This window comes from Flavobacterium frigoris, from assembly GCF_900111075.1.
Lineage (GTDB): Bacteria > Bacteroidota > Bacteroidia > Flavobacteriales > Flavobacteriaceae > Flavobacterium > Flavobacterium frigoris.
Map to the genome: position 1 here is coordinate 15016 of NZ_FOFZ01000006.1, position 19317 is coordinate 34332.

Sequence of the window (19317 nt, forward strand, 5' to 3'; positions counted from 1 at the left end):
TTTTATGTTAATTTTATCAAAGCTGGTTTATTCTTCGAAATCACTTCCAAAAAAAATATTTTAGACAATAATTAGCGCTACAAAAAACACTTTAATAAGTAAAATCTATTTTACCTATATTTGTTAACCTAAAAACAAACTTATAGTGAGTCAAATCAATAAGCTAAAAATATTTAATGATCCCATTTATGGGTTTATTACCATCCCCAACGCTTTAATTTACGATTTAATACAACATCCTTATTTTCAACGACTAAGACGTATTTCCCAAATGGGATTGTCCTATCTAGTATATCCTGGAGCTAATCACACGCGGTTTCATCATGCTTTGGGATGTATGCATCTCATGCAAAAAGCAGTTGATGTATTGCGTTTTAAGGGCATTGAAATTTCAAAAGAGGAAGAAAACGCGCTGTATATCGCCATTTTATTACATGATATTGGACACGGGCCCTTTTCTCATGCAATGGAAAGAAGCATTGTAGAAGATGTACATCATGAGGAAATCTCACTACTATTTATGCATCAATTAAACGCTGCATTTGATGGACAATTAGATTTGGCCATTCAGGTCTTTAAAGGCGAATACCATCGCTTGTTTATGCTACAGCTGATTTCCAGTCAACTCGATATGGATCGTATGGATTATCTAAAACGCGATAGCTTTTATTCGGGTGTTGCAGAAGGAAATGTAAACTCAGAGCGATTGATTCAAATGATGAATGTCGTAGATGATGTTTTGGTTATCGAAGAAAAAGGAATTTACTCTGTTGAGAAATTTTTGATGTCCAGACGACTAATGTATTGGCAAGCATATTTGCATAAAACCAGTTTAGTGGCCGAATTAATTTTGACCCGAATCCTGAAACGTGCCAAAGAATTAACATTGAAAGGAGTGGTTTTACCTTGTAGTGAACCTTTGCAGTATTTTCTACAACATAAAGTTACTATGGATACATTTGATGCAGAGACCTTAGATTTATTTGCTCAATTAGATGATTTTGATATTATCAGTGCTTTAAAAGGATGGCAACGTCATGGCGATTTTATTTTGTCTTCTTTGAGTAAAATGATTATTAATAGAGATTTATTGAAAATAAAATTAACCAGTGAAAAAGTGCCCTCGGAAGACTTACAGCCTTTAAAAGAGCGATTTGCTTTGGAAAACAATATCAGTTTACTGGAAACTAATTATTTTATTTTTAAAGGAAAAATAAAAAACCAAGCATATAGTAAGGAGGCGGAACCGATTCGAATATTGAAAAAAGATAAGACTGTCGAGGATGTTATTGAATCATCTGATCAGCTGAATTTAAAATCATTATCTAAATCTGTGACCAAATATTATATCTGTTTCCCAAAACAACTTGTGGAAATGAACATTTAAAATCTATTTTTTTATATTTTTGTGCCAATGAAATTTACAGCAGAACAAATAGCGGGAATATTAGATGGAGAAGTTGTTGGGAACCCCAATGCTGAAGTACATGAGTTATCCAAGATTGAAGAAGGAAAGGAAGGTTCACTTACTTTTTTATCAAATCCCAAATACAATAACTATATTTACAATACTGAGGCTACAATCACGATTGTAAATAGAAGCTTTACTCCTGAGTCAGAATTGAAGACCACAATGATAAAAGTAGACGATGCTTATTTAGCTTTTTCTAAATTATTAGAGTTTTATGATCAAGCAAAAGGAAGCAAGAGCGGAATAGAACAGCCCTCCGTCATAGCAGAAAACAGCAAATATGGGACTAACTTATATTTAGGTAGTTTCAGTTATGTAGGCTCAAATGTCGTTTTAGGTGATAATGTCAAAATTTATCCCAATTGTTTTATTGGTGATAATGTTGTCATTGGAAATAATGTCACTATTTTTGCCGGCACTCAAATTTATGAGCAAACGGTAATTGGAAATAATTGTGCCATACATTCTGGCTCAGTAATAGGAGCGGACGGTTTTGGCTTTGCGCCAAATCCTGATGGGACTTTTAAAAAGATTCCGCAGATAGGTAATGTTGTTATAGAAGACAACGTAGATATCGGTGCTTGTACCACGATTGACAGGGCTACAATGGGTTCTACAATTATACGAAAAGGAGTAAAACTGGATAATCAAATTCAGATTGCTCATAATGTAGAAATAGGGGAGAACACTGTAATTGCAGCTCAAACTGGTGTTGCTGGTTCGACTAAAATTGGTAAAAACGCAATGATTGGCGGTCAGGTCGGTATATCAGGACATTTGATTATAGGGAATAATGTTCGGATACAAGCACAATCTGGTGTAGCAAGAAACATCAAGAATGATGAAATTTTGCAGGGAAGTCCAACATTTGGGTACAATGATTATAGTAAATCGTATGTACACTTTAAGAATTTACCCAGAATTGTCGCAGAATTAGAAGAATTAAAAAAACAAATATTAAACCAAAAAAACGGGAATAATGGTTAAACAGAAGACTATAAAGACAGAAATCTCGCTAACAGGAGTTGGATTGCACACAGGTAAAGAAGTTACAATGACTTTCAAACCTGCTCCGATAAATAATGGTTTCACTTTTGTCAGAGTAGATTTAGAAGGACACCCTGTTGTTGAGGCTGATGCAAATTATGTCGTTAATACACAACGAGGAACAAATTTAGAAAAACTAGGAGTAAAAATACAAACCCCAGAACATGTGTTAGCGGCTCTAGTGGGTTGTGATTTAGACAATGTTATTGTAGAATTAAATGCTTCAGAGCTACCTATAATGGATGGTTCGTCTAAGTATTTTGTTGAAGCACTTGAAAAAGCAGGAGTTGAAGAACAAAATACAAAACGTAATGTTTATGTGGTAAAGGAAGTTATTTCATTTATCGATGAGGAAAGTGGAAGCGAAATTTTAATCATGCCAAGTGATCATTATTGTGTTACTACCATGGTAGATTTTGGAACTAAAATTTTAGGTACTCAAAATGCGACTATGAAAGATGTTTCTGAATTTAAAAAAGAGATATCAGAATCGAGAACATTTAGTTTTTTGCATGAATTGGAATCGTTATTAGAAAATGGTTTGATTAAAGGCGGCGATTTAAATAACGCTATTGTCTATGTAGATAAAGAAATATCTGCGGCCACAATGGAAAATTTGAAAACTGCTTTTGGAAAAGAAACGATCAATGTAAAATCAAACGGGATATTAGACAATCTTACATTGCATTATCCTAATGAAGCGGCAAGACATAAACTACTTGACGTAGTGGGTGATTTAGCTCTAATTGGAACAAAAATACAAGGTAAAGTTATCGCCAACAAGCCAGGACATTTTGTAAATACTCAATTTGCTAAAAAAATGGCTAAAATCATAAAAATCGAACAGAGAAATTACGTTCCTGTTTATGATTTAAACCTAGAGCCACTGATGGATATTCATAAAATTATGGCTGTTCTTCCTCACAGACCTCCATTTTTATTGATTGACAGAATCATAGAAATGTCTGAAAGTCACGTAGTTGGAATGAAAAATGTTACGATGAATGAAAATTTCTTTGTTGGACATTTCCCAGAAGCCCCAGTAATGCCAGGAGTATTAATTGTGGAAGCAATGGCTCAAACGGGAGGGATTTTAGTGCTAAGTACGGTTCCAGATCCTGAAAATTATTTGACTTATTTCATGAAAATTGATAATGTTAAGTTTAAACAAAAGGTTTTACCTGGTGATACCCTTATTTTTAAGTGTGATTTGATTACACCAATACGTAGAGGAATTTGTCATATGCAAGCGAATGCTTATGCTAATGGTAAGTTAGTTGCAGAAGCTGAGTTAATGGCTCAAATCGCTAAAAAACAGTAAACTAGAAATACAATAAAACCCTGAAATATACTATTTCAAGGTTTTTGTTTTATATATATAAATTATAAAAAAAAATAGATGAATCAACCCTTAGCATATGTTCATCCTGGCGCGAAAATCGCCAAAAATGTTGTCATCGAGCCTTTTACAACCATCCACAATAATGTAGTTATTGGAGATGGTACTTGGATAGGATCTAATGTCACCATTATGGAAGGCGCAAGAATTGGAAAGAATTGTAATATCTTTCCAGGAGCGGTTATTTCTGCCGTACCACAAGATTTAAAATTTGGAGGCGAAGATTCTTTAGCTATAATTGGCGACAATTGTACGATTAGAGAATGTGTTACTATCAATAGAGGTACAATTGCATCCGGTCAAACTACTCTTGGAAACAACTGTTTGATCATGGCTACAGCTCATATTGCGCACGATTGCCATATTGGTGATAATGCTATAATTGTGAACGGTGTTGCATTGGCAGGACATGTTACTGTTGGTAAATATGCCGTAATAGGTGGTTTGGCAGCGATTCACCAATTTATTCATATTGGAGACCATGCGATGATATCTGGTGGTTCATTAGTTCGTAAAGATGTTCCTCCTTTTACAAAAGCAGCAAAAGAACCTTTGTCTTACGTAGGAATCAATTCTGTCGGATTGAGAAGAAGAGGTTTTACAACAGAGAAAATCAAGGAAATTCAAGATATTTATAGAATTTTATATCAAAAAAACTATAATACAACACAAGCTATAGGAATTATCGAAGCAGAGATGGAAGCAACTCCAGAACGCGACGAGATCCTGGATTTTATCAGAAACTCATCACGTGGGGTTATGAAAGGATATACAGGGAATTATTAAATAAAAGCTCTTGGCTCTTGGCGTTAAGCTCTTAGCCTAAAAATAAATAATTAAATATAAATTGCTAGTAGCCAAAAGCTAGTAGCCAAAAGCAAATAAAATGGCATCTACATCAGACATCAAGAACGGATTATGCATTAAGTACAATAATGACATCTACAAAATCATAGAATTCCTTCACGTGAAGCCAGGGAAAGGACCTGCTTTTGTTAGAACAAAACTTAGAAGTTTAAGTAATGGAAAAGTATTAGATAACACTTTTTCTGCAGGGCATAAAATTGAAGAAGTAAGAGTAGAAAACCATAAATTTCAATATTTATATCCAGAAGGAGATGATTTTCACTTTATGAATACGGAGACTTTTGAACAAATATCTTTGAACAAAAACATTTTAGATTCTCCAGATTTATTAAAAGAAGGTGAAAGTGTAATGGTAAGTATCAATACAGAAACTGATTTACCTCTTTCTGTGGATATGCCATCATCTGTAATTCTTGAAGTTACTTATGCTGAGCCAGGAATTAAAGGAAATACAGCTACTAATGCTACGAAATCAGCGACAGTTGAAACAGGAGCAAGTGTAAATGTACCTTTATTTATAAATGAAGGAGATAAAATCAAAATCGATACGGCATCAGGTTCTTATATGGAGCGCGTAAAAGAGTAAATAATTTGATGATTAGAAAATGTGATAATTATATAGATATCACATTTTCTAATTAATACATTTTCTAATTAAATTTATGAAATTTCCAAAAGTTTACGCTCTACACGAAATTGCCGCTATTATCAACTGTGAATATGTTGGCGATGCTAATTATTTAGTATCTGGAATGAATGAAATTCACGTTGTAGAAAAGGGTGATATTGTTTTTGTAGATCATCCGAAATATTATGACAAAGCTTTAAATTCAGCGGCAACGATTATTTTGATTAACAAAAAAGTAGATTGCCCAGAAGGAAAAGCATTATTGATATCAGAAGATCCGTTTAATGATTTCAATAAGTTAACAAAATACTTTAAGCCTTTTGAGTCCTCAAGTGCTTCTATTTCTGCTTCAGCTAAAATAGGGCAAGGAACTGTAATTCAACCGAATGTTTTTATAGGTAATCATGTTGTGATAGGAGAGAATTGTTTGATTCATGCTAATGTTGCCATTTATGATAATACCGTAATTGGAAATAATGTAATCATCCATGCAGGAACAGTTCTTGGCGCCGACGCCTTTTATTACAAAAAACGAGAAGACGGATTTGACCAATTGCTTTCGGGCGGTAGGGTTGTAATAAAGGACCATGTGGGTATTGGAGCGCTTTGTACAATAGACAAAGGAGTTACAGGAGATACCATCATTGGTGAAGGAACAAAAATTGACAATCAGGTTCATGTAGGTCATGATACTGTAATTGGAAAAAAGTGTTTAATTGCCTCCCAAACTGGGATAGCAGGTTGTGTTATTATTGAAGATGAAGTTACTATTTGGGGACAAGTAGGAACTACTAGTGGAATCACAATAGGCACGAAAGCAGTGATTCTAGGCCAGACAGGAGTAACGAAATCTGTTGAAGGCGGGAAATCCTATTTTGGAACACCAATAGAAGAGTCTAGAGAAAAATTAAAACAACTGGCTAATATTAAAAAAATACCAGAAATTTTAAATAAATTAAAATAATATGACAGCAAAAGAACTCGTTCAAGATTTTTACAAATCTGATGCTCTGCTTGACAGCGCTACTATGAAAGAATATTTGCACTCTGAAGCTTTGGTCGATTGGAATAGTAGTAAGGGTCTTGTGCAATTAGACTACGATGCTTTACTAAATATTTCTGAAGAATTAGGCAAAGCCTACGTTCGCTCAAAGATCAGGATCAGTCACATCATTGCCGAAAATGATCTAATTAGTGTACGCTATTCTCATTTTGTAAAAACAATTGAAAACCCTAGAGAGGAGATGTTATTGGCACATTTTATAGTAATTTGGGAAATAAAAGATAATAAATTATATAGAGGTTATCAAATGAGTCAATTATCATAATATATTTTGATAAGAAATGGCCTCAAAATAATTTCAAAACCTTACTTTTGCAAGACAATTTTTAAAAATCACATAAAATATATATCATGAGTGTTTTAGTTAATAAAGATTCCAAAATAATTGTTCAAGGATTTACAGGAAGTGAAGGAACTTTCCATGCTTCTCAAATGATTGAGTACGGAACAAACGTTGTAGGTGGTGTAACTCCAGGAAAAGGTGGCACAACTCATTTAGATCGTCCCGTTTTTAATACTGTAAAAGATGCGGTTGAACAAGCAGGTGCTGATACTACAATCATTTTTGTACCACCCGCTTTTGCTGCTGATGCAATTATGGAAGCTGCTGATGCAGGAATAAAAGTGATTATCGCCATTACAGAAGGAATTCCTGTAGCTGATATGATCAAAGCAAATGCTTATGTTAAAGAAAGAAACGCAAGGTTAATAGGACCTAACTGTCCAGGAGTAATTACTCCAGGTGAAGCTAAAGTTGGTATTATGCCAGGTTTTGTTTTCAAAAAAGGAACTGTAGGTATCGTTTCTAAATCAGGAACATTAACGTATGAAGCAGCTGACCAAGTTGTAAAACAAGGATTAGGAATCACTACTGCAATTGGTATTGGAGGAGATCCTATCATTGGAACAACTACAAAAGAAGCAGTTGAGTTGTTGATGAATGATCCAGAAACAGAATGTATCGTTATGATAGGTGAAATAGGTGGACAACTAGAAGCAGATGCTGCTCACTGGATAAAAGCTGATGGTAACCGTAAACCAGTAGTAGGATTTATTGCAGGAGTTACCGCTCCAGCAGGTCGTACAATGGGGCATGCAGGTGCTATTGTAGGTGGAACTGATGATACAGCAGAAGCTAAAAAACAAATCATGAGAGAATGTGGAATTCACGTAGTAGATTCTCCAGCTGAAATTGGTAAAAAGGTAAAAGAAGTTTTAGGATAGTTCGCTATTTTAAACTAAAATAGAATAAGCCTCACATTTGTGGGGCTTTTTTATTATAAAATAGAATTAAAGAAATATCTTTGCACTTTATTAAAAGAGGTCATTCTTTGTCCTTTAATTTAATAAAAAAACATATGGTTGTAGTAATCCTCACTTATTGTGGGGTGTTTTTTTGTGAAAGCCAAATAAAATAAATAATAAAATATGTATAAGGAATTAAAAAAATTTAAAGTTAGCGACAAATTTTCATTTGCTGCAGATGACAGTTTAGAACAAGTTTGTAATGCTTCAGAAGGTAGCGGCGTGTTTTTAGTGTATGCAGTAGCAGAAGAAAAAGAGTTGATCATGGTGGGTTCTACTGGAACGGTACAAAATGATGGAACTTTGAAAATAAAAAATGGTGGTTTAAAAGAAAAGATTGTTGAAGGACATCAATTCGCAAAAACAGGAAGAAAATATTCTTGGCCAGCACAAATGAAAAAAGAAGATATCAGTTTGTTAGAAATAGTTTGGTACGAAACATTCAATGATGAGACTAAAGGAATTCCAACTGCTGTAGAAGGACAAGTTTTACAAAATTTCTTAGATGAAAATGGTAGATTACCAAGATGGAATGTCGCTTTCTAGGACATTTCAACCCATATATTTATAAATTAGCTTTACTTCGGTAAGGCTTTTTTTATGCTAAAAAATAAAATATCTATCGTTTTTACTAAAAGATGTAGTACTTTTGCAGCCGTTATCACGAATCTCATTATGAGATAGCAACCTGCAAAACGAGCAAGGTGCTAAAACGATAAGCCAAATCCTTTGGAAAAATTGTTGTTTCATTCCCATTTTTTAGCTTTTGTTTTTCGTCATATTTAATTCATTTTTAAATTAATTTTATGACTATTTTTTCAAAAAAAACAGGAAATCCGTACGCCTTGATTCCGCTTTTTGTTTTTATTTTTACTTTTTTAGGTGCCGGAATTGTATTGCATGATTTTTACGCATTCCCATCTCCAGTTGCTGTTATGGTGGGTATTATAGCCGCCTTTTTATTATTCAAGTCTTCCACAGAGGAAAAAGTAGTAACCTTAATCGCAGGTTGTGGAGAAAGTAAAATCATGACTATGTGTTTGATTTATCTGCTTGCGGGTGCATTTGCAGTGGTAAGTAAAGCAATGGGGGGAGTTGATGCTGTGGTAAACCTAGGAATCAGTACTATTGACGTGGCTTACTTCCCGTTAGGGATCTTTTTGATTGCAGGTTTTTTATCAACTGCAACTGGAACTTCTGTGGGGGCAATTGTTGCCTTAGGACCTATAGCGGTAACACTAGCAGATAAAAGTGGAGCCTCTTTACCACTTATTTCTGGAGCCTTATTGGGTGGGTCTATGTTTGGGGACAACCTTTCGATGATTTCAGACACTACTATTGCAGCAACGCAATCCTTGGGTTGCGAATTAAAAGACAAGTTCAAAATCAATTTGTTTATTGCATTTCCTGCCGCAGTGATTACTATTATTTTATTCTTTTACCTCGGTTTAAATTCAGATATTGTTACTGTTGCGCTTCCAAAAGCTAGTTTTGAATGGATTCCTATCGTACCTTATATATTAGTAATTATTTTAGCTTTGATTGGCGTAAATGTTTTTTCTACCTTAATTATCGGTACGCTTATAGCGGGAGTCATTGGTTATATTGGCGGTTCTTTTACCTTTATGGAGTTTATCCAAAAGATATATGAAGGTTTTACCGGTATGACTGACATCTTTTTATTATCGATGCTTACAGGTGGTTTAGCGGCTATGGTAGAAAAAGCGGGCGGAATTAATTATTTACTGTACCAAATTAAAAGACGCATTAAAAGTAAAAAATCAGCACAAGCAGGAATAGGAGCATTGGTTGGTTTTGCTAACTTGGCTATAGCCAATAATACGGTTTCAATTGTAATTACGGGACCTATTGCAAAAGAAATTAATGACGAATATGACTTGAATCCAAAAAAGACAGCTGCTATTTTAGATATCTTTTCCTGTATTGTTCAAGGAATCTTGCCTTATGGAGCACAAGTTTTGTTGATATTGAGTTTTTCTAATGGAAAATTGGACTTTTTTGATTTAATTAGTAATGCCTGGTATCATTTATTTTTATTAGGTTTTACTTTATTGGCCATTTATAGCGGGCATTGGGATAAATGGGTGAATAAATTTTTTAAAATATAAAGTTTTGTTTTAGTACTCGTTTATTAGAATTGAAATTTTTTTTAAGAAAGGAATTATTATATATTTGACAAGTCGTTTTTAGCCCTGCTATCCACTGCAATCTTTTATGTTTTTTCTTAAAAACATAAAAGATTGCAGTGGATAGCAGGAATAGCTTCAAATAAATATTAAACTAATTTTAGAACATGAAATTACTAGAAGGAAAAGTAGCCATTATAACAGGGGCAAGTCGCGGAATAGGAAAAGGAATTGCAGAAGTTTTTGCAAAACATGGAGCAAATGTGGCTTTTACATATAGCTCATCTGTTGAGTCCGCTTTAGCACTAGAAAATGAATTGAATGCCCTTGGGATTAAAGCCAAAGGATACCAATCTAATGCTGCCGATTTTAATGAAGCACAAACTATGGTTGATGCTGTATTGGCTGATTTTGGAACTGTCGATATTTTGATCAATAATGCTGGAATCACTAAGGACAACCTATTAATGCGTATGTCTGAAGAAGATTTTGATAAAGTTATTGATGTCAATTTGAAATCTGTTTTCAATATGACTAAAGCTGTTCAAAGAACTTTCTTGAAAAAACGCGCTGGATCGATCATCAATATGAGTAGTGTAGTGGGAGTGAAGGGTAATGCTGGTCAAACGAATTATGCTGCTTCAAAAGCAGGTGTTATTGGGTTTACAAAATCGGTTGCACTTGAATTAGGTTCTCGTAATATTCGTTGTAATGCGATTGCACCAGGATTTATTGAAACGGAAATGACTGCAAAATTGAATGAAGATGTGGTTCAAGGATGGAGAGACGGAATTCCGTTGAAACGTGGTGGAACAACAGAAGATGTGGCTAATGCTTGTCTTTTCTTGGCTTCGGATATGAGTGCTTACATTTCGGGACAAGTTCTGAATGTATGTGGAGGAATGCTTACTTAAAAAAGTATTCAGTGTTCAGTTTTTTAGTATTCGGCGAATACTAAAATTGACTACTAATACAACTGACCACTTATTACTAAATAAATATGACTACAAACACCATTCTATTATTATTGCTAGCTTTAGTAGTAGCAGGTGGTTTGTCATTTTACCAATATTTTTATAAAGCCAAAAGCAAATCTAAATTGAATTTGTTTTTGGCTTTATTGCGTTTTCTAGCTTTGTTTGGGATTTTGTTATTGTTGATTAATCCCATAATAACCAGAAATACGCTAGAGATTATCAAACCGCCTTTGGCAATTGTTGTAGACAATTCAAGTTCGATAACGGCCTTAGACGCCAACAAAAAAGCGTTAGAAGTATATGCTGCATTAAGAGCTAACAAAGCTTTAAATGAAAAGTTTGATATACAATCGTATCGCTTTGACGCGGAATTTGAACTTGCTGAGCAATTTGATTTTAAAGGGACGCAAACTAATCTGGGCGGAATTTCAAAAGAGTTAAGAAGTAGCAACAGAAACAGTACGTTCGCTACAATTCTATTAACGGACGGAAACCAGACTTCAGGCAATGATTATGTATATAGCTTTGATGCTACCAATACCGTTTTTCCCATAGTTTTGGGCGATACGACCAAAGTAGTTGACTTAAAAATCAGCCAGATTAATGTCAATAAATATGCTTTTTACAAGAATAAATTTCCTGTAGAAGTTTTTCTGAACTATTCAGGAGACAAAAATGTGTCTGCTAATTTTACTATATCACAAGGCAATTCAGTACTAACGAAACAAAGTGTTTCCTTTTCTTCCTCTAAAAGAACAGCAATTTTAAATGTTCTTTTACCAGCCAATAAAATAGGTTCCCAAATATTTAAAGCAACAATCTCTGGTGCTGAAAAAGAGAAAAACACGTATAATAATACAAAGAATTTTGCCGTAGAAGTTATTGATCAAAAAACAAATATCGCTCTAGTAACAGCGATAAACCATCCTGATCTAGGAGCTTTAAAACGCAGTATTGAATCTAATGCGCAGCGTAAAGTAACTATTGTTAAGGCAAACGCTGTCAGTTCTTTAAAAGATTACAATGTTTTGATTTTATATCAGCCTACTGCTGCATTTCAATCTGTTTTTGAAGAGAGCAAATCGGCGGGAATTAGTACTTTTATCATTACCGGAACCTCTACTGATTTCTCCTTTTTAAATCAGCAGCAAAGTAGTTTAGCGTTTAAAATGAGTAATCAAAAAGAGAATTATTTGGCGAGTTTTAATCCGCAATTTAATTTGTTCGCCATCGATAATATTGGTTTCGAAACTTTTCCTCCATTGGAAAATTCCTTCGGAAATATAACTGTTAAGGGTAACGCCTCTGTTTTACTTTCTTCTAAAATTAGAAGTTTGGAAACTAATTCTCCGTTATTAGTCTATGCTGAAAATCAAGGAAACCGTAGTGCATTTTTATTGGGCGAAAATGTTTGGAAATGGCGATTGCAAAGTCATCTTGATACACAGTCGTTTGCTAAATTTGACGTTTTTATAGATAAAACAATTCAGTATTTAGCATCCAGTAGTTCTAAAAAAGCATTGGTTGTAAATCATGAAAGTTTTTATAATTCAGGCGACGCTATCGAAATAACAGCCCAATATTTCAATAAAAACTACGAGTTTGATGATAAAGCACGTTTGACAATTATTGTAACAAATACAGCCACGAAGCAAACCAAAAACTACGATTTATTGAAGGGAAATGCATTTTACAAAGTGAATTTAGACGGACTTGCAGCAGGAACCTATAATTTTTCTGTAAAAGAACTAAATTCAAATACCAGTTATTCGAGTCATTTTGAAATTTTAGATTTCGACAGAGAAAAACAATTTGTCAATCCAGACTTGGAAAAACTACAGCAGTTGGCCACACAAACGGAAGGAGTTGTTTATTATCCAGACCAAGTAGATAAACTAATCAAGTCGCTATTAGAAGATGATAATTATAAAGCAATAGAAAAAAATACGGTAAGCCGATCGCCATTAATTGATTGGACTTTGCTGTTAATTTTTATTGTCTCATTTCTTGCAATCGAATGGTTTGTCAGGAAATACAACGGATTGTTGTAAATTCCATCTGGTTTAACCAACACAATACAATTATGGATTTTAGATTGAAAGTATTTTTCACGGTCGCTACCCGATTGAGTTTCACTAAAGCAGCAACAGAATTGTTTATTACACAACCTGCTGTATCGAAACACATACAAGAACTGGAAGAAACTTATAAAGTGAAACTTTTTGACAGAACCGGCTCAAAAATTTCCTTGACGCATGCTGGGGAACAATTAGTCAAACAGGCTAAGAGTATTTTTGAAATTTACCGTGAAATTGATTTTGAAATGAGTACGCTTATAAAAGAGCAATACGGGACGCTTCGCCTAGGAGCCAGTACCACTATTTCGCAATATATAATTCCGCCATTGTTAGCTCGCTTTCATCAGGAAATGCAAGGAGTCAAAGTCATTTTGCGCAATGGAAACACAGAACAGATTGAAAACGCCTTATTGAATAAAGAAATCGAAACCGGAATTGTAGAAGGACAATCTAAAAATAAGGCGATTAAATATACTCCGTTTTTAAAAGATGAATTAGTCTTGGTTTGCAATAGTTCGAACCCATTGGTAAACAAAGGAGAAATCACCAAAGAAGATCTTTTGCAATTGCGGTTTTTAATGCGGGAGCAAGGATCAGGAACATTAGAAGTAATCGAGCATGCTTTGAGACCTTTAAAAATTAAAATGTCTGAGTTGATTGTGGAGATGCAATTAGGAAGTACTGAAAGTATAAAATCTTATCTGATGAACTCAAATTGCGTTGCTTTTGTTTCGATTCACGCTATAGAAAAGGAATTAAAAAACAAGGAGTTAATGATTATTGACGTAGATAACCTTATAATCGAACGTTATTTCTACATCATTAGTTTGCAAGGAAAAACAAATGCTCTTTCAGATTTGTTTATTAAAAACATTTCAAAACACTATAATTTAAAGTTATAGGAGATTGTTTATTATGATTGGTGAACATCGATTTATCCTCGCATCTTTGTTGGGTAGTAATTCAACAATTTCACCTTGGAAAATCAGCCTGAAATCATCACTAAAAACACCTTTACTTTCTTTAATACTAATATTAAAGTACAGCAACTCATTTTTGTACTATTACTTTTGGTTTGTATTTCTGGGTTCATTTCGCCGCCAGTCGCTTTAGTTCTTGGCTTAATTGCTGCCAACATAACAGGCAATCCTTTTTTACGTTATAATGCTAAAGCTATCAATGTTTTACTTCAACTCTCTGTCATCGGTTTGGGTTTTGGAATGAATGTAAACGCTGCTATATCTGCTGGGAAAACGGGTTTTTTCTTTACTGTGGCTTCTATCTTTAGCACCTTAGTTTTGGGACTTTTTTTGGGGAAGTGGCTTAAAATTGATAAAAAAACTTCTCATTTAATTTCATGCGGTACTGCGATTTGTGGCGGTAGTGCTATTGCAGCGATCGCACCGGTCATTAAATCTGATGAAAAACAGACCTCTGTGGCTTTAGGAGTGATTTTTATTTTGAATTCTATTGCGCTATTTTTATTTCCTGCAATTGGGCATTGGTTGCATTTAAGCCAACAAGAGTTTGGGTTATGGTGTGCGATTGCAATTCATGATACTAGTTCAGTAGTTGGTGCGGCTAATAAATATGGGGCTGAAGCGCTGCAGATTGCCACAACTGTAAAATTAGCACGAGCTTTATGGATCATTCCAGTTGCCTTGATTACCGCAATGGTTTTTAAAAACAAATCGAGTAAAATTAAAATCCCTTATTTTATCGCAGTGTTTATTTTGGCTATGATACTAAATACGTATGTCCCGCAAACGGCACTTGTAGCTCCGTATTTAGTCTCTTTGGCAAAAATAGGACTTACTGTTACCTTGTTTTTAATTGGAGCGGGCTTACGTTATACCGTGTTACAGTCTGTGGGTATCAAACCTCTAGTTCAAGGAGTTTTACTTTGGGCATGTATTGCGATAACGGCCTTGCTTTCCATTCTGTATTTTATTTAAGAACCCGAGTGAATTTCTTTCTTTTAAGTACAAAAAATTGTAGTCGGACATAATCATACATAAGTGCTAGTAAAAGGAAAAATGCAGCGACAAAAAGAGTCTTAATTTCAAAGAAAGTATAAAGGAAACCTCCAGAGATACAGCCGATAAAAAAGAAAACAATAATTGATAACCTTAAATAAATACTGGCATTTAATCTTTTTCTCTCGTTTACTTTTTTATAGAAAAATAATTGCGACAATTCGATTCCTAAATCGGTAAATAGTCCAGTTAAATGCGTTGTTCTTACAATAGAGTTTGATATTTGTGTTACCATAGAATTTTGCACTCCCATAGAAAATAACATTGAAAAGGCAATCCATTTCCCTGAAAATGTTGACAAATCACCTTGTACACCAAAAAATCCAACTAAAAGTAAAATCGCTATTTCTAGTGAAATTGGAATTACATGTGATAAATCAGGGCGCTTTATAGCAACTGATTCGGCTAAAAAATTCGATATAAAAGCGCCAGCTAAGAAGAAAAGAGTAAAAACAAAAAATGTAATTGCCGCGCTATAGTTCTGTTTAATGACTTCCTCAGCAAAGAAGGCAAAATGCCCAGTAACATTAGTCGTCAAAGTCTTTACTGCCAATACACCCGTAATATTTACAATTCCTGCTACGAATGAAAGTAAAGTGGCTAAACGTAAATTATGAATGAAAGTTCTGTTTTTTCCTTGGTGTCGAAACATAATTATGGATAAGTTATTTCCTAATTTACATAATCTTAAACTAGATATTTTTAAATTGTCTGAAAAACAAATACATTTGTACTTCAAAAAAATAAAAGTAATGATAAATATCAAATTTAAGCCTACAATCATGTTGCTAACTGCAATATTCATTGGATTTCTAACATTATCATGGGGAATAGTTGGACATGAAAGAATTAATAAAGCAGCTGTCATGGCTTTGCCAAAACCGCTACAAGTTTTCTTTTACAACCATATTGATTTCATAACGCAAGAATCTACTGTTCCCGATTTAAGGAAATACATTTTACAAGACAAGGCCGAAGGACCGAGACATTATTTTGATATGGAAAATTTTGGTTCAGTTGATAGTTTTCCTAAAACTATGGCTGAGGCCAAAAAGAAGTATGATGATAAGTTTTTGTCTAAAAATGGAACGCTGCCTTGGTATATCCAAGATATGATGGGTAAATTAACGCAAGCATTCAAAGACAAACGAAAATCAGAAATCTTATTTATTGCAGCTGAATTGGGACATTATATCGCTGATGCGCACATGCCATTACACACATCTGACAATCATGACGGACAATTGAGTGACCAAAAAGGGATTCACTCTTTGTGGGAGAGCAGGTTACCCGAATTATTTGTTAAAGACTATAAATTTACTGTTGCGCCCGCACACTATTATGAGGACGTAAACAAGGCAACCTGGGATATGATTATGGATACCCACAGCTTAGTAGAACCGTTATTAGCAGCAGATAAAGGTTTGAGAACAGCATTAACTGTAAATCAAATATTTGTAACTGATGCGGAAGGAAATGTGGTAAAAAACAAATACAATAGCGCAAAATATTCTAATGAATATGCAGGGAAATTCCATACTGCACTAAACGGGATGGTAGAAAGCCAAATGAAAAAAGCGGTTACGGCAACAGCAAGCTTCTGGTATACGGCATGGGTAAACGCAGGAAAACCGGATTTAAGCAAGTTAGATGCTGAAGTACTTACAAAACGCAACCGCAAAGCACTAAAGAAGGATACTAAACTGTTTAAAAAAGGAGATCTTTTTGGTATGGAAAGCGATAAAGATGCTGAATAGAAGTATTCTAATCAGATAATAAAAAAGCCTGTGAAACTAAATTCACAGGCTTTTTTATTATTCTCAAATGATAGTTAAAATTAAGTGCTTTATTGTATCTCTCTTTACTTTAACTATTTACTGACACGAATATCACAAATTAGTTAATGATCATTTGTGATATTCGTGTCTAAATTTAAAATTACATTATGCAAGTATAATCAATTGATTTTTAGTTATTCAAGGACTATTATGTCTTAATTTTTTTGGTATTTCTTTTTCTTCAAAATATCCGAAGCAGTTTGATAGAAAGAGATGGTTTCATTCACTAAATCGATTCGTTCTTTTTTCAAAGGCTTTTGATCGTAATAAATTTGGAAATCATCTTCAACTCCAGCTTTCGGCAATAAAGTCATTTTAAATTGTTTAACTTCTTGTTTTGGTGAGATTATAGTCAAAACATTATCTTTTATCATTCCTAAATCCTGATAAGTCGCAATCAAAGCTCTCGGCTTATAATCCGCTTGCAGTACATCTTGACCATAGAATTTACTTTCGTAACTAAAATTCAATAATCCAAAAACAGTTGGCATGATGTCGATTTGCGACATTAGGTTGGTATAATGCTGTGGTTGAATAAATCCTGGGCTATAAATCATGGCAGGAATTCTGTATTTATCTACCGGAAGTTCTGTTTTACCAGCGCTTGAAGCACAATGATCAGCTAATATCACAAAGACCGTATTGGAAAACCAAGGTTGTTTTTCTGCCATTTCGAAGAATTTCTTCATCGCAAAATCAGTATATTTCACACCACCTTCACGTGATTTAGCATCACCTCGGATATCTATTTTATCATTTGGAAACGTAAATGGCCTGTGATTACTTACCGTCATGATGTGATTAAAGAAAGGTTTGTTTTCCTTAGCTTCTTTATTCATTACTTTAATGGCCTTGTTGTACATATCTTCATCACAAACACCCCAAATATTATCGAAAGTAATTTCGTTGGGTTCGAATGTTTTTTTGTCAACGACATCATATCCATTTCCTGAAAAGAAATCTTCCATATTGTCAAAGAAAGCATCACCTCCGTAAAGGTATTTTACACTATATCCTTTCTCTTTAAATACACTTCCTGTTGAGAATTTGTCTTTATTATCTTTTCTTTTTACGACACTTTCTCCAGCTGTAGGAGGGAAGCACAAGGTTACGGCTTCTAAGCCACGTACTGTTCTGTTACCAGAAGCATAGAAATTAGTAAAAAGTAAACTCTGCGTCGCTAAGCTATCTAAGAATGGTGTAATATTTTGGTCATTACCATAGGCCTTCATAAAGTCGGCACTATAACTTTCGATAGTAATTAAAACTACATTTTTATGGTTTTCGGCAGCGGCACTTTTAATTTGTCTTAAGGTAGATTCTCCAGTCACACCAGGAACTAGTTGTCCTAGTAGAGAATAAACTTGCTTTTCTGGTAGTGTTTTATAAAATTTAAAATAATCCAATTCACTATTCATAAAAGCCAAATAGAATTTATAAACACCATTGGATTGTAATTCATTTGAAAAAATATTCTGTGAATTTTCTTTAGTGGCCAAAAACGGAATCGCCAATAATGACAGTCCGAATAAGACAAAGTAAATCCCTGATATTTTAATTTTTTCAACAAATGTAGGGATGCTGTCAATGTAGCTTCGGGATCCTTTTAATATAAAATAAGTAACCGTGCCTGCTATTATAAATAGCCCTGAAAATAAAGGAATTACTGGATAAGACTCCATGATATTTCCAATAACTTCATTGGTGTAAACCAAATAATTAACCGCTATAAAGTTGTATTTAACTCCAAATTCGTTCCAAAAGAAGTATTCACTGATAGCATTTTGTAAAATCAAAACAACAAATAAAAACATTACAAAGGCAAAAAGCCAATATCTAATTTTGTCTCTGTGCTTTGGTAGAAAAAGTAAAAGCCCAAATAATAATGTTTTGATTCCGACGAAAATCATCCCAATCTTAGGTAATGCACCACCGTATTCATTCAGGATTGATTTTCCAGAATAGATGTATAGCAGAAGCGCAACTAATAAACCGAAAATGATATATCCATAGGGCTTCAGGTATTTTGCATTAGATATAAAAATCAAATACAGCCATAAGAAACCGGTGGCGAGTATAAAAACAAAAACATCAGAAACGAAACCAAAAGCAAAAATCTTGATAGCATCTGTCCAAATAAATGTAGTGTCTGTAATGGGGTGGAACAGTAGTACAATTCTTAGAATTAAACTAACTGCGACATAGAAAAAAATAAGGTTATAAAAAGGGGATAATTTTTTATAGAACGACATAGGTACTTTTTTTTTACACAAATTACGGTATTTAGATTGATAAATGGCTTATGTTAAGATGCTAATCATTCTTAATTTTCACTTAAGATGAGAAGCAATCAACAATATTGATTTCAATTTAGAGTTACATTTGATGACGATTATGTAGTGGTGAGAAAAGACCGCATACAAATTGGTTTTGAAGGAGTTAATAATAATCGATTTATAAT

The 19317-nt window shown here is 34.0% G+C and carries 17 protein-coding genes and 1 riboswitch; of the genes, 15 read left to right on the forward strand and 2 right to left on the reverse strand.

Translation table 11 applies throughout. The annotated features are described in order from the left end of the window. Positions 1–145: 145 nt before the first annotated feature. The 14 genes from BMW63_RS09490 to BMW63_RS09555 all read left to right on the forward strand — a co-directional run bounded on the left by BMW63_RS09490 (position 146) and on the right by BMW63_RS09555 (position 14937). Positions 146–1387, forward strand: coding sequence for an HD domain-containing protein (locus tag BMW63_RS09490; protein WP_074723239.1), 1242 nt, complete (start codon positions 146–148; stop codon positions 1385–1387). Positions 1388–1414: 27 nt separating this feature from the next. After that, positions 1415–2458, forward strand: a complete 1044-nt coding sequence (lpxD, locus tag BMW63_RS09495) for a UDP-3-O-(3-hydroxymyristoyl)glucosamine N-acyltransferase (RefSeq protein ID WP_074723240.1) — start codon at positions 1415–1417, stop codon at positions 2456–2458. Then, positions 2451–3839 carry a bifunctional UDP-3-O-[3-hydroxymyristoyl] N-acetylglucosamine deacetylase/3-hydroxyacyl-ACP dehydratase gene (locus tag BMW63_RS09500; RefSeq protein WP_074723241.1) on the forward strand — a complete coding sequence of 463 codons (1389 nt, stop codon included), beginning with the start codon at positions 2451–2453 and terminating at the stop codon, positions 3837–3839. The genes lpxD and BMW63_RS09500 overlap by 8 nt, the downstream gene beginning before the upstream one ends. A gap of 78 nt (positions 3840–3917) precedes the next feature. Next, positions 3918–4703, forward strand: coding sequence for an acyl-ACP--UDP-N-acetylglucosamine O-acyltransferase (lpxA, locus tag BMW63_RS09505; RefSeq protein ID WP_074723242.1), 786 nt, complete (start codon positions 3918–3920; stop codon positions 4701–4703). Positions 4704–4803: 100 nt separating this feature from the next. After that, the gene (efp, locus tag BMW63_RS09510) at positions 4804–5370 is read left to right on the forward strand and encodes an elongation factor P (protein WP_074723243.1); all 567 of its coding nucleotides are present in this window, start codon (positions 4804–4806) and stop codon (positions 5368–5370) included. A gap of 76 nt (positions 5371–5446) precedes the next feature. After that, positions 5447–6376 (forward strand): UDP-3-O-(3-hydroxymyristoyl)glucosamine N-acyltransferase, encoded by a 930-nt coding sequence (locus BMW63_RS09515; protein ID WP_074723244.1) that lies wholly within the window; start codon positions 5447–5449, stop codon positions 6374–6376. Position 6377: 1 nt separating this feature from the next. Beyond that, a complete protein-coding gene (locus tag BMW63_RS09520; protein ID WP_074723245.1) occupies positions 6378–6740 on the forward strand; it encodes a nuclear transport factor 2 family protein in 363 nt (120 codons plus the stop codon). A gap of 86 nt (positions 6741–6826) precedes the next feature. Then, a complete protein-coding gene (gene sucD / locus BMW63_RS09525) occupies positions 6827–7699 on the forward strand; it encodes a succinate--CoA ligase subunit alpha (RefSeq protein WP_074723246.1) in 873 nt (290 codons plus the stop codon). 204 nt (positions 7700–7903) lie between these two features. After that, positions 7904–8326, forward strand: a complete 423-nt coding sequence (locus BMW63_RS09530; RefSeq protein WP_074723247.1) for a hypothetical protein — start codon at positions 7904–7906, stop codon at positions 8324–8326. 107 nt (positions 8327–8433) lie between these two features. After that, positions 8434–8529: riboswitch (SAM-I-IV-variant riboswitch) on the forward strand. A 57-nt stretch (positions 8530–8586) separates the two neighbouring features. Then, a complete protein-coding gene (locus BMW63_RS09535; protein ID WP_074723248.1) occupies positions 8587–9909 on the forward strand; it encodes a Na+/H+ antiporter NhaC family protein in 1323 nt (440 codons plus the stop codon). Positions 9910–10094: 185 nt separating this feature from the next. Continuing rightward, positions 10095–10841, forward strand: coding sequence for a 3-oxoacyl-[acyl-carrier-protein] reductase (gene fabG / locus BMW63_RS09540; RefSeq protein WP_074723249.1), 747 nt, complete (start codon positions 10095–10097; stop codon positions 10839–10841). A gap of 86 nt (positions 10842–10927) precedes the next feature. Continuing rightward, entirely contained in the window at positions 10928–12955 is a 2028-nt protein-coding gene (locus BMW63_RS09545) for a hypothetical protein (RefSeq protein ID WP_074723250.1), read from the forward strand. A gap of 32 nt (positions 12956–12987) precedes the next feature. Beyond that, positions 12988–13884 carry a LysR family transcriptional regulator gene (locus BMW63_RS09550; RefSeq protein ID WP_074723388.1) on the forward strand — a complete coding sequence of 299 codons (897 nt, stop codon included), beginning with the start codon at positions 12988–12990 and terminating at the stop codon, positions 13882–13884. Between the two features lie 96 nt (positions 13885–13980). After that, positions 13981–14937: a YeiH family protein gene (locus BMW63_RS09555; protein ID WP_139174228.1), complete on the forward strand. Its 957-nt coding sequence runs from the start codon at positions 13981–13983 to the stop codon at positions 14935–14937. On the opposite strand, the gene BMW63_RS09560 is transcribed toward BMW63_RS09555, so the two are convergent. Then, on the reverse strand, positions 14930–15670 hold the full coding sequence (locus BMW63_RS09560; RefSeq protein WP_074723251.1) for a YoaK family protein: 741 nt from the start codon (positions 15668–15670) through the stop codon (positions 14930–14932). The two genes, BMW63_RS09555 and BMW63_RS09560, sit on opposite strands and share 8 nt — an antisense overlap. A gap of 100 nt (positions 15671–15770) precedes the next feature. Here BMW63_RS09560 and BMW63_RS09565 point away from each other — a divergent pair, with 100 nt between their 5' ends. After that, the gene (locus tag BMW63_RS09565) at positions 15771–16775 is read left to right on the forward strand and encodes a zinc dependent phospholipase C family protein (protein ID WP_074723390.1); all 1005 of its coding nucleotides are present in this window, start codon (positions 15771–15773) and stop codon (positions 16773–16775) included. A gap of 236 nt (positions 16776–17011) precedes the next feature. Here the strand turns inward: BMW63_RS09565 and BMW63_RS09570 are convergent, their stop codons facing one another. After that, positions 17012–19108, reverse strand: coding sequence for an LTA synthase family protein (locus BMW63_RS09570; protein WP_074723252.1), 2097 nt, complete (start codon positions 19106–19108; stop codon positions 17012–17014). Positions 19109–19317 lie beyond the last annotated feature (209 nt).

Bases quoted from the DNA above. Each gene is read 5' to 3' on its own strand.
- BMW63_RS09515 (WP_074723244.1), top strand. From the start codon at position 5,447: ATGAAATTTCCAAAAGTTTACGCTCTACACGAAATTGCCGCTATTATC.
- sucD (WP_074723246.1), top strand. From the start codon at position 6,827: ATGAGTGTTTTAGTTAATAAAGATTCCAAAATAATTGTTCAAGGATTT.
- BMW63_RS09560 (WP_074723251.1), bottom strand. From the start codon at position 15,670: ATGTTTCGACACCAAGGAAAAAACAGAACTTTCATTCATAATTTACGT.
- efp (WP_074723243.1), top strand. From the start codon at position 4,804: ATGGCATCTACATCAGACATCAAGAACGGATTATGCATTAAGTACAAT.
- BMW63_RS09530 (WP_074723247.1), top strand. From the start codon at position 7,904: ATGTATAAGGAATTAAAAAAATTTAAAGTTAGCGACAAATTTTCATTT.
- BMW63_RS09545 (WP_074723250.1), top strand. From the start codon at position 10,928: ATGACTACAAACACCATTCTATTATTATTGCTAGCTTTAGTAGTAGCA.
- lpxD (WP_074723240.1), top strand. From the start codon at position 1,415: ATGAAATTTACAGCAGAACAAATAGCGGGAATATTAGATGGAGAAGTT.
- BMW63_RS09500 (WP_074723241.1), top strand. From the start codon at position 2,451: ATGGTTAAACAGAAGACTATAAAGACAGAAATCTCGCTAACAGGAGTT.
- BMW63_RS09535 (WP_074723248.1), top strand. From the start codon at position 8,587: ATGACTATTTTTTCAAAAAAAACAGGAAATCCGTACGCCTTGATTCCG.
- lpxA (WP_074723242.1), top strand. From the start codon at position 3,918: ATGAATCAACCCTTAGCATATGTTCATCCTGGCGCGAAAATCGCCAAA.
- BMW63_RS09520 (WP_074723245.1), top strand. From the start codon at position 6,378: ATGACAGCAAAAGAACTCGTTCAAGATTTTTACAAATCTGATGCTCTG.
- fabG (WP_074723249.1), top strand. From the start codon at position 10,095: ATGAAATTACTAGAAGGAAAAGTAGCCATTATAACAGGGGCAAGTCGC.
- BMW63_RS09565 (WP_074723390.1), top strand. From the start codon at position 15,771: ATGATAAATATCAAATTTAAGCCTACAATCATGTTGCTAACTGCAATA.
- BMW63_RS09570 (WP_074723252.1), bottom strand. From the start codon at position 19,108: ATGTCGTTCTATAAAAAATTATCCCCTTTTTATAACCTTATTTTTTTC.
- BMW63_RS09550 (WP_074723388.1), top strand. From the start codon at position 12,988: ATGGATTTTAGATTGAAAGTATTTTTCACGGTCGCTACCCGATTGAGT.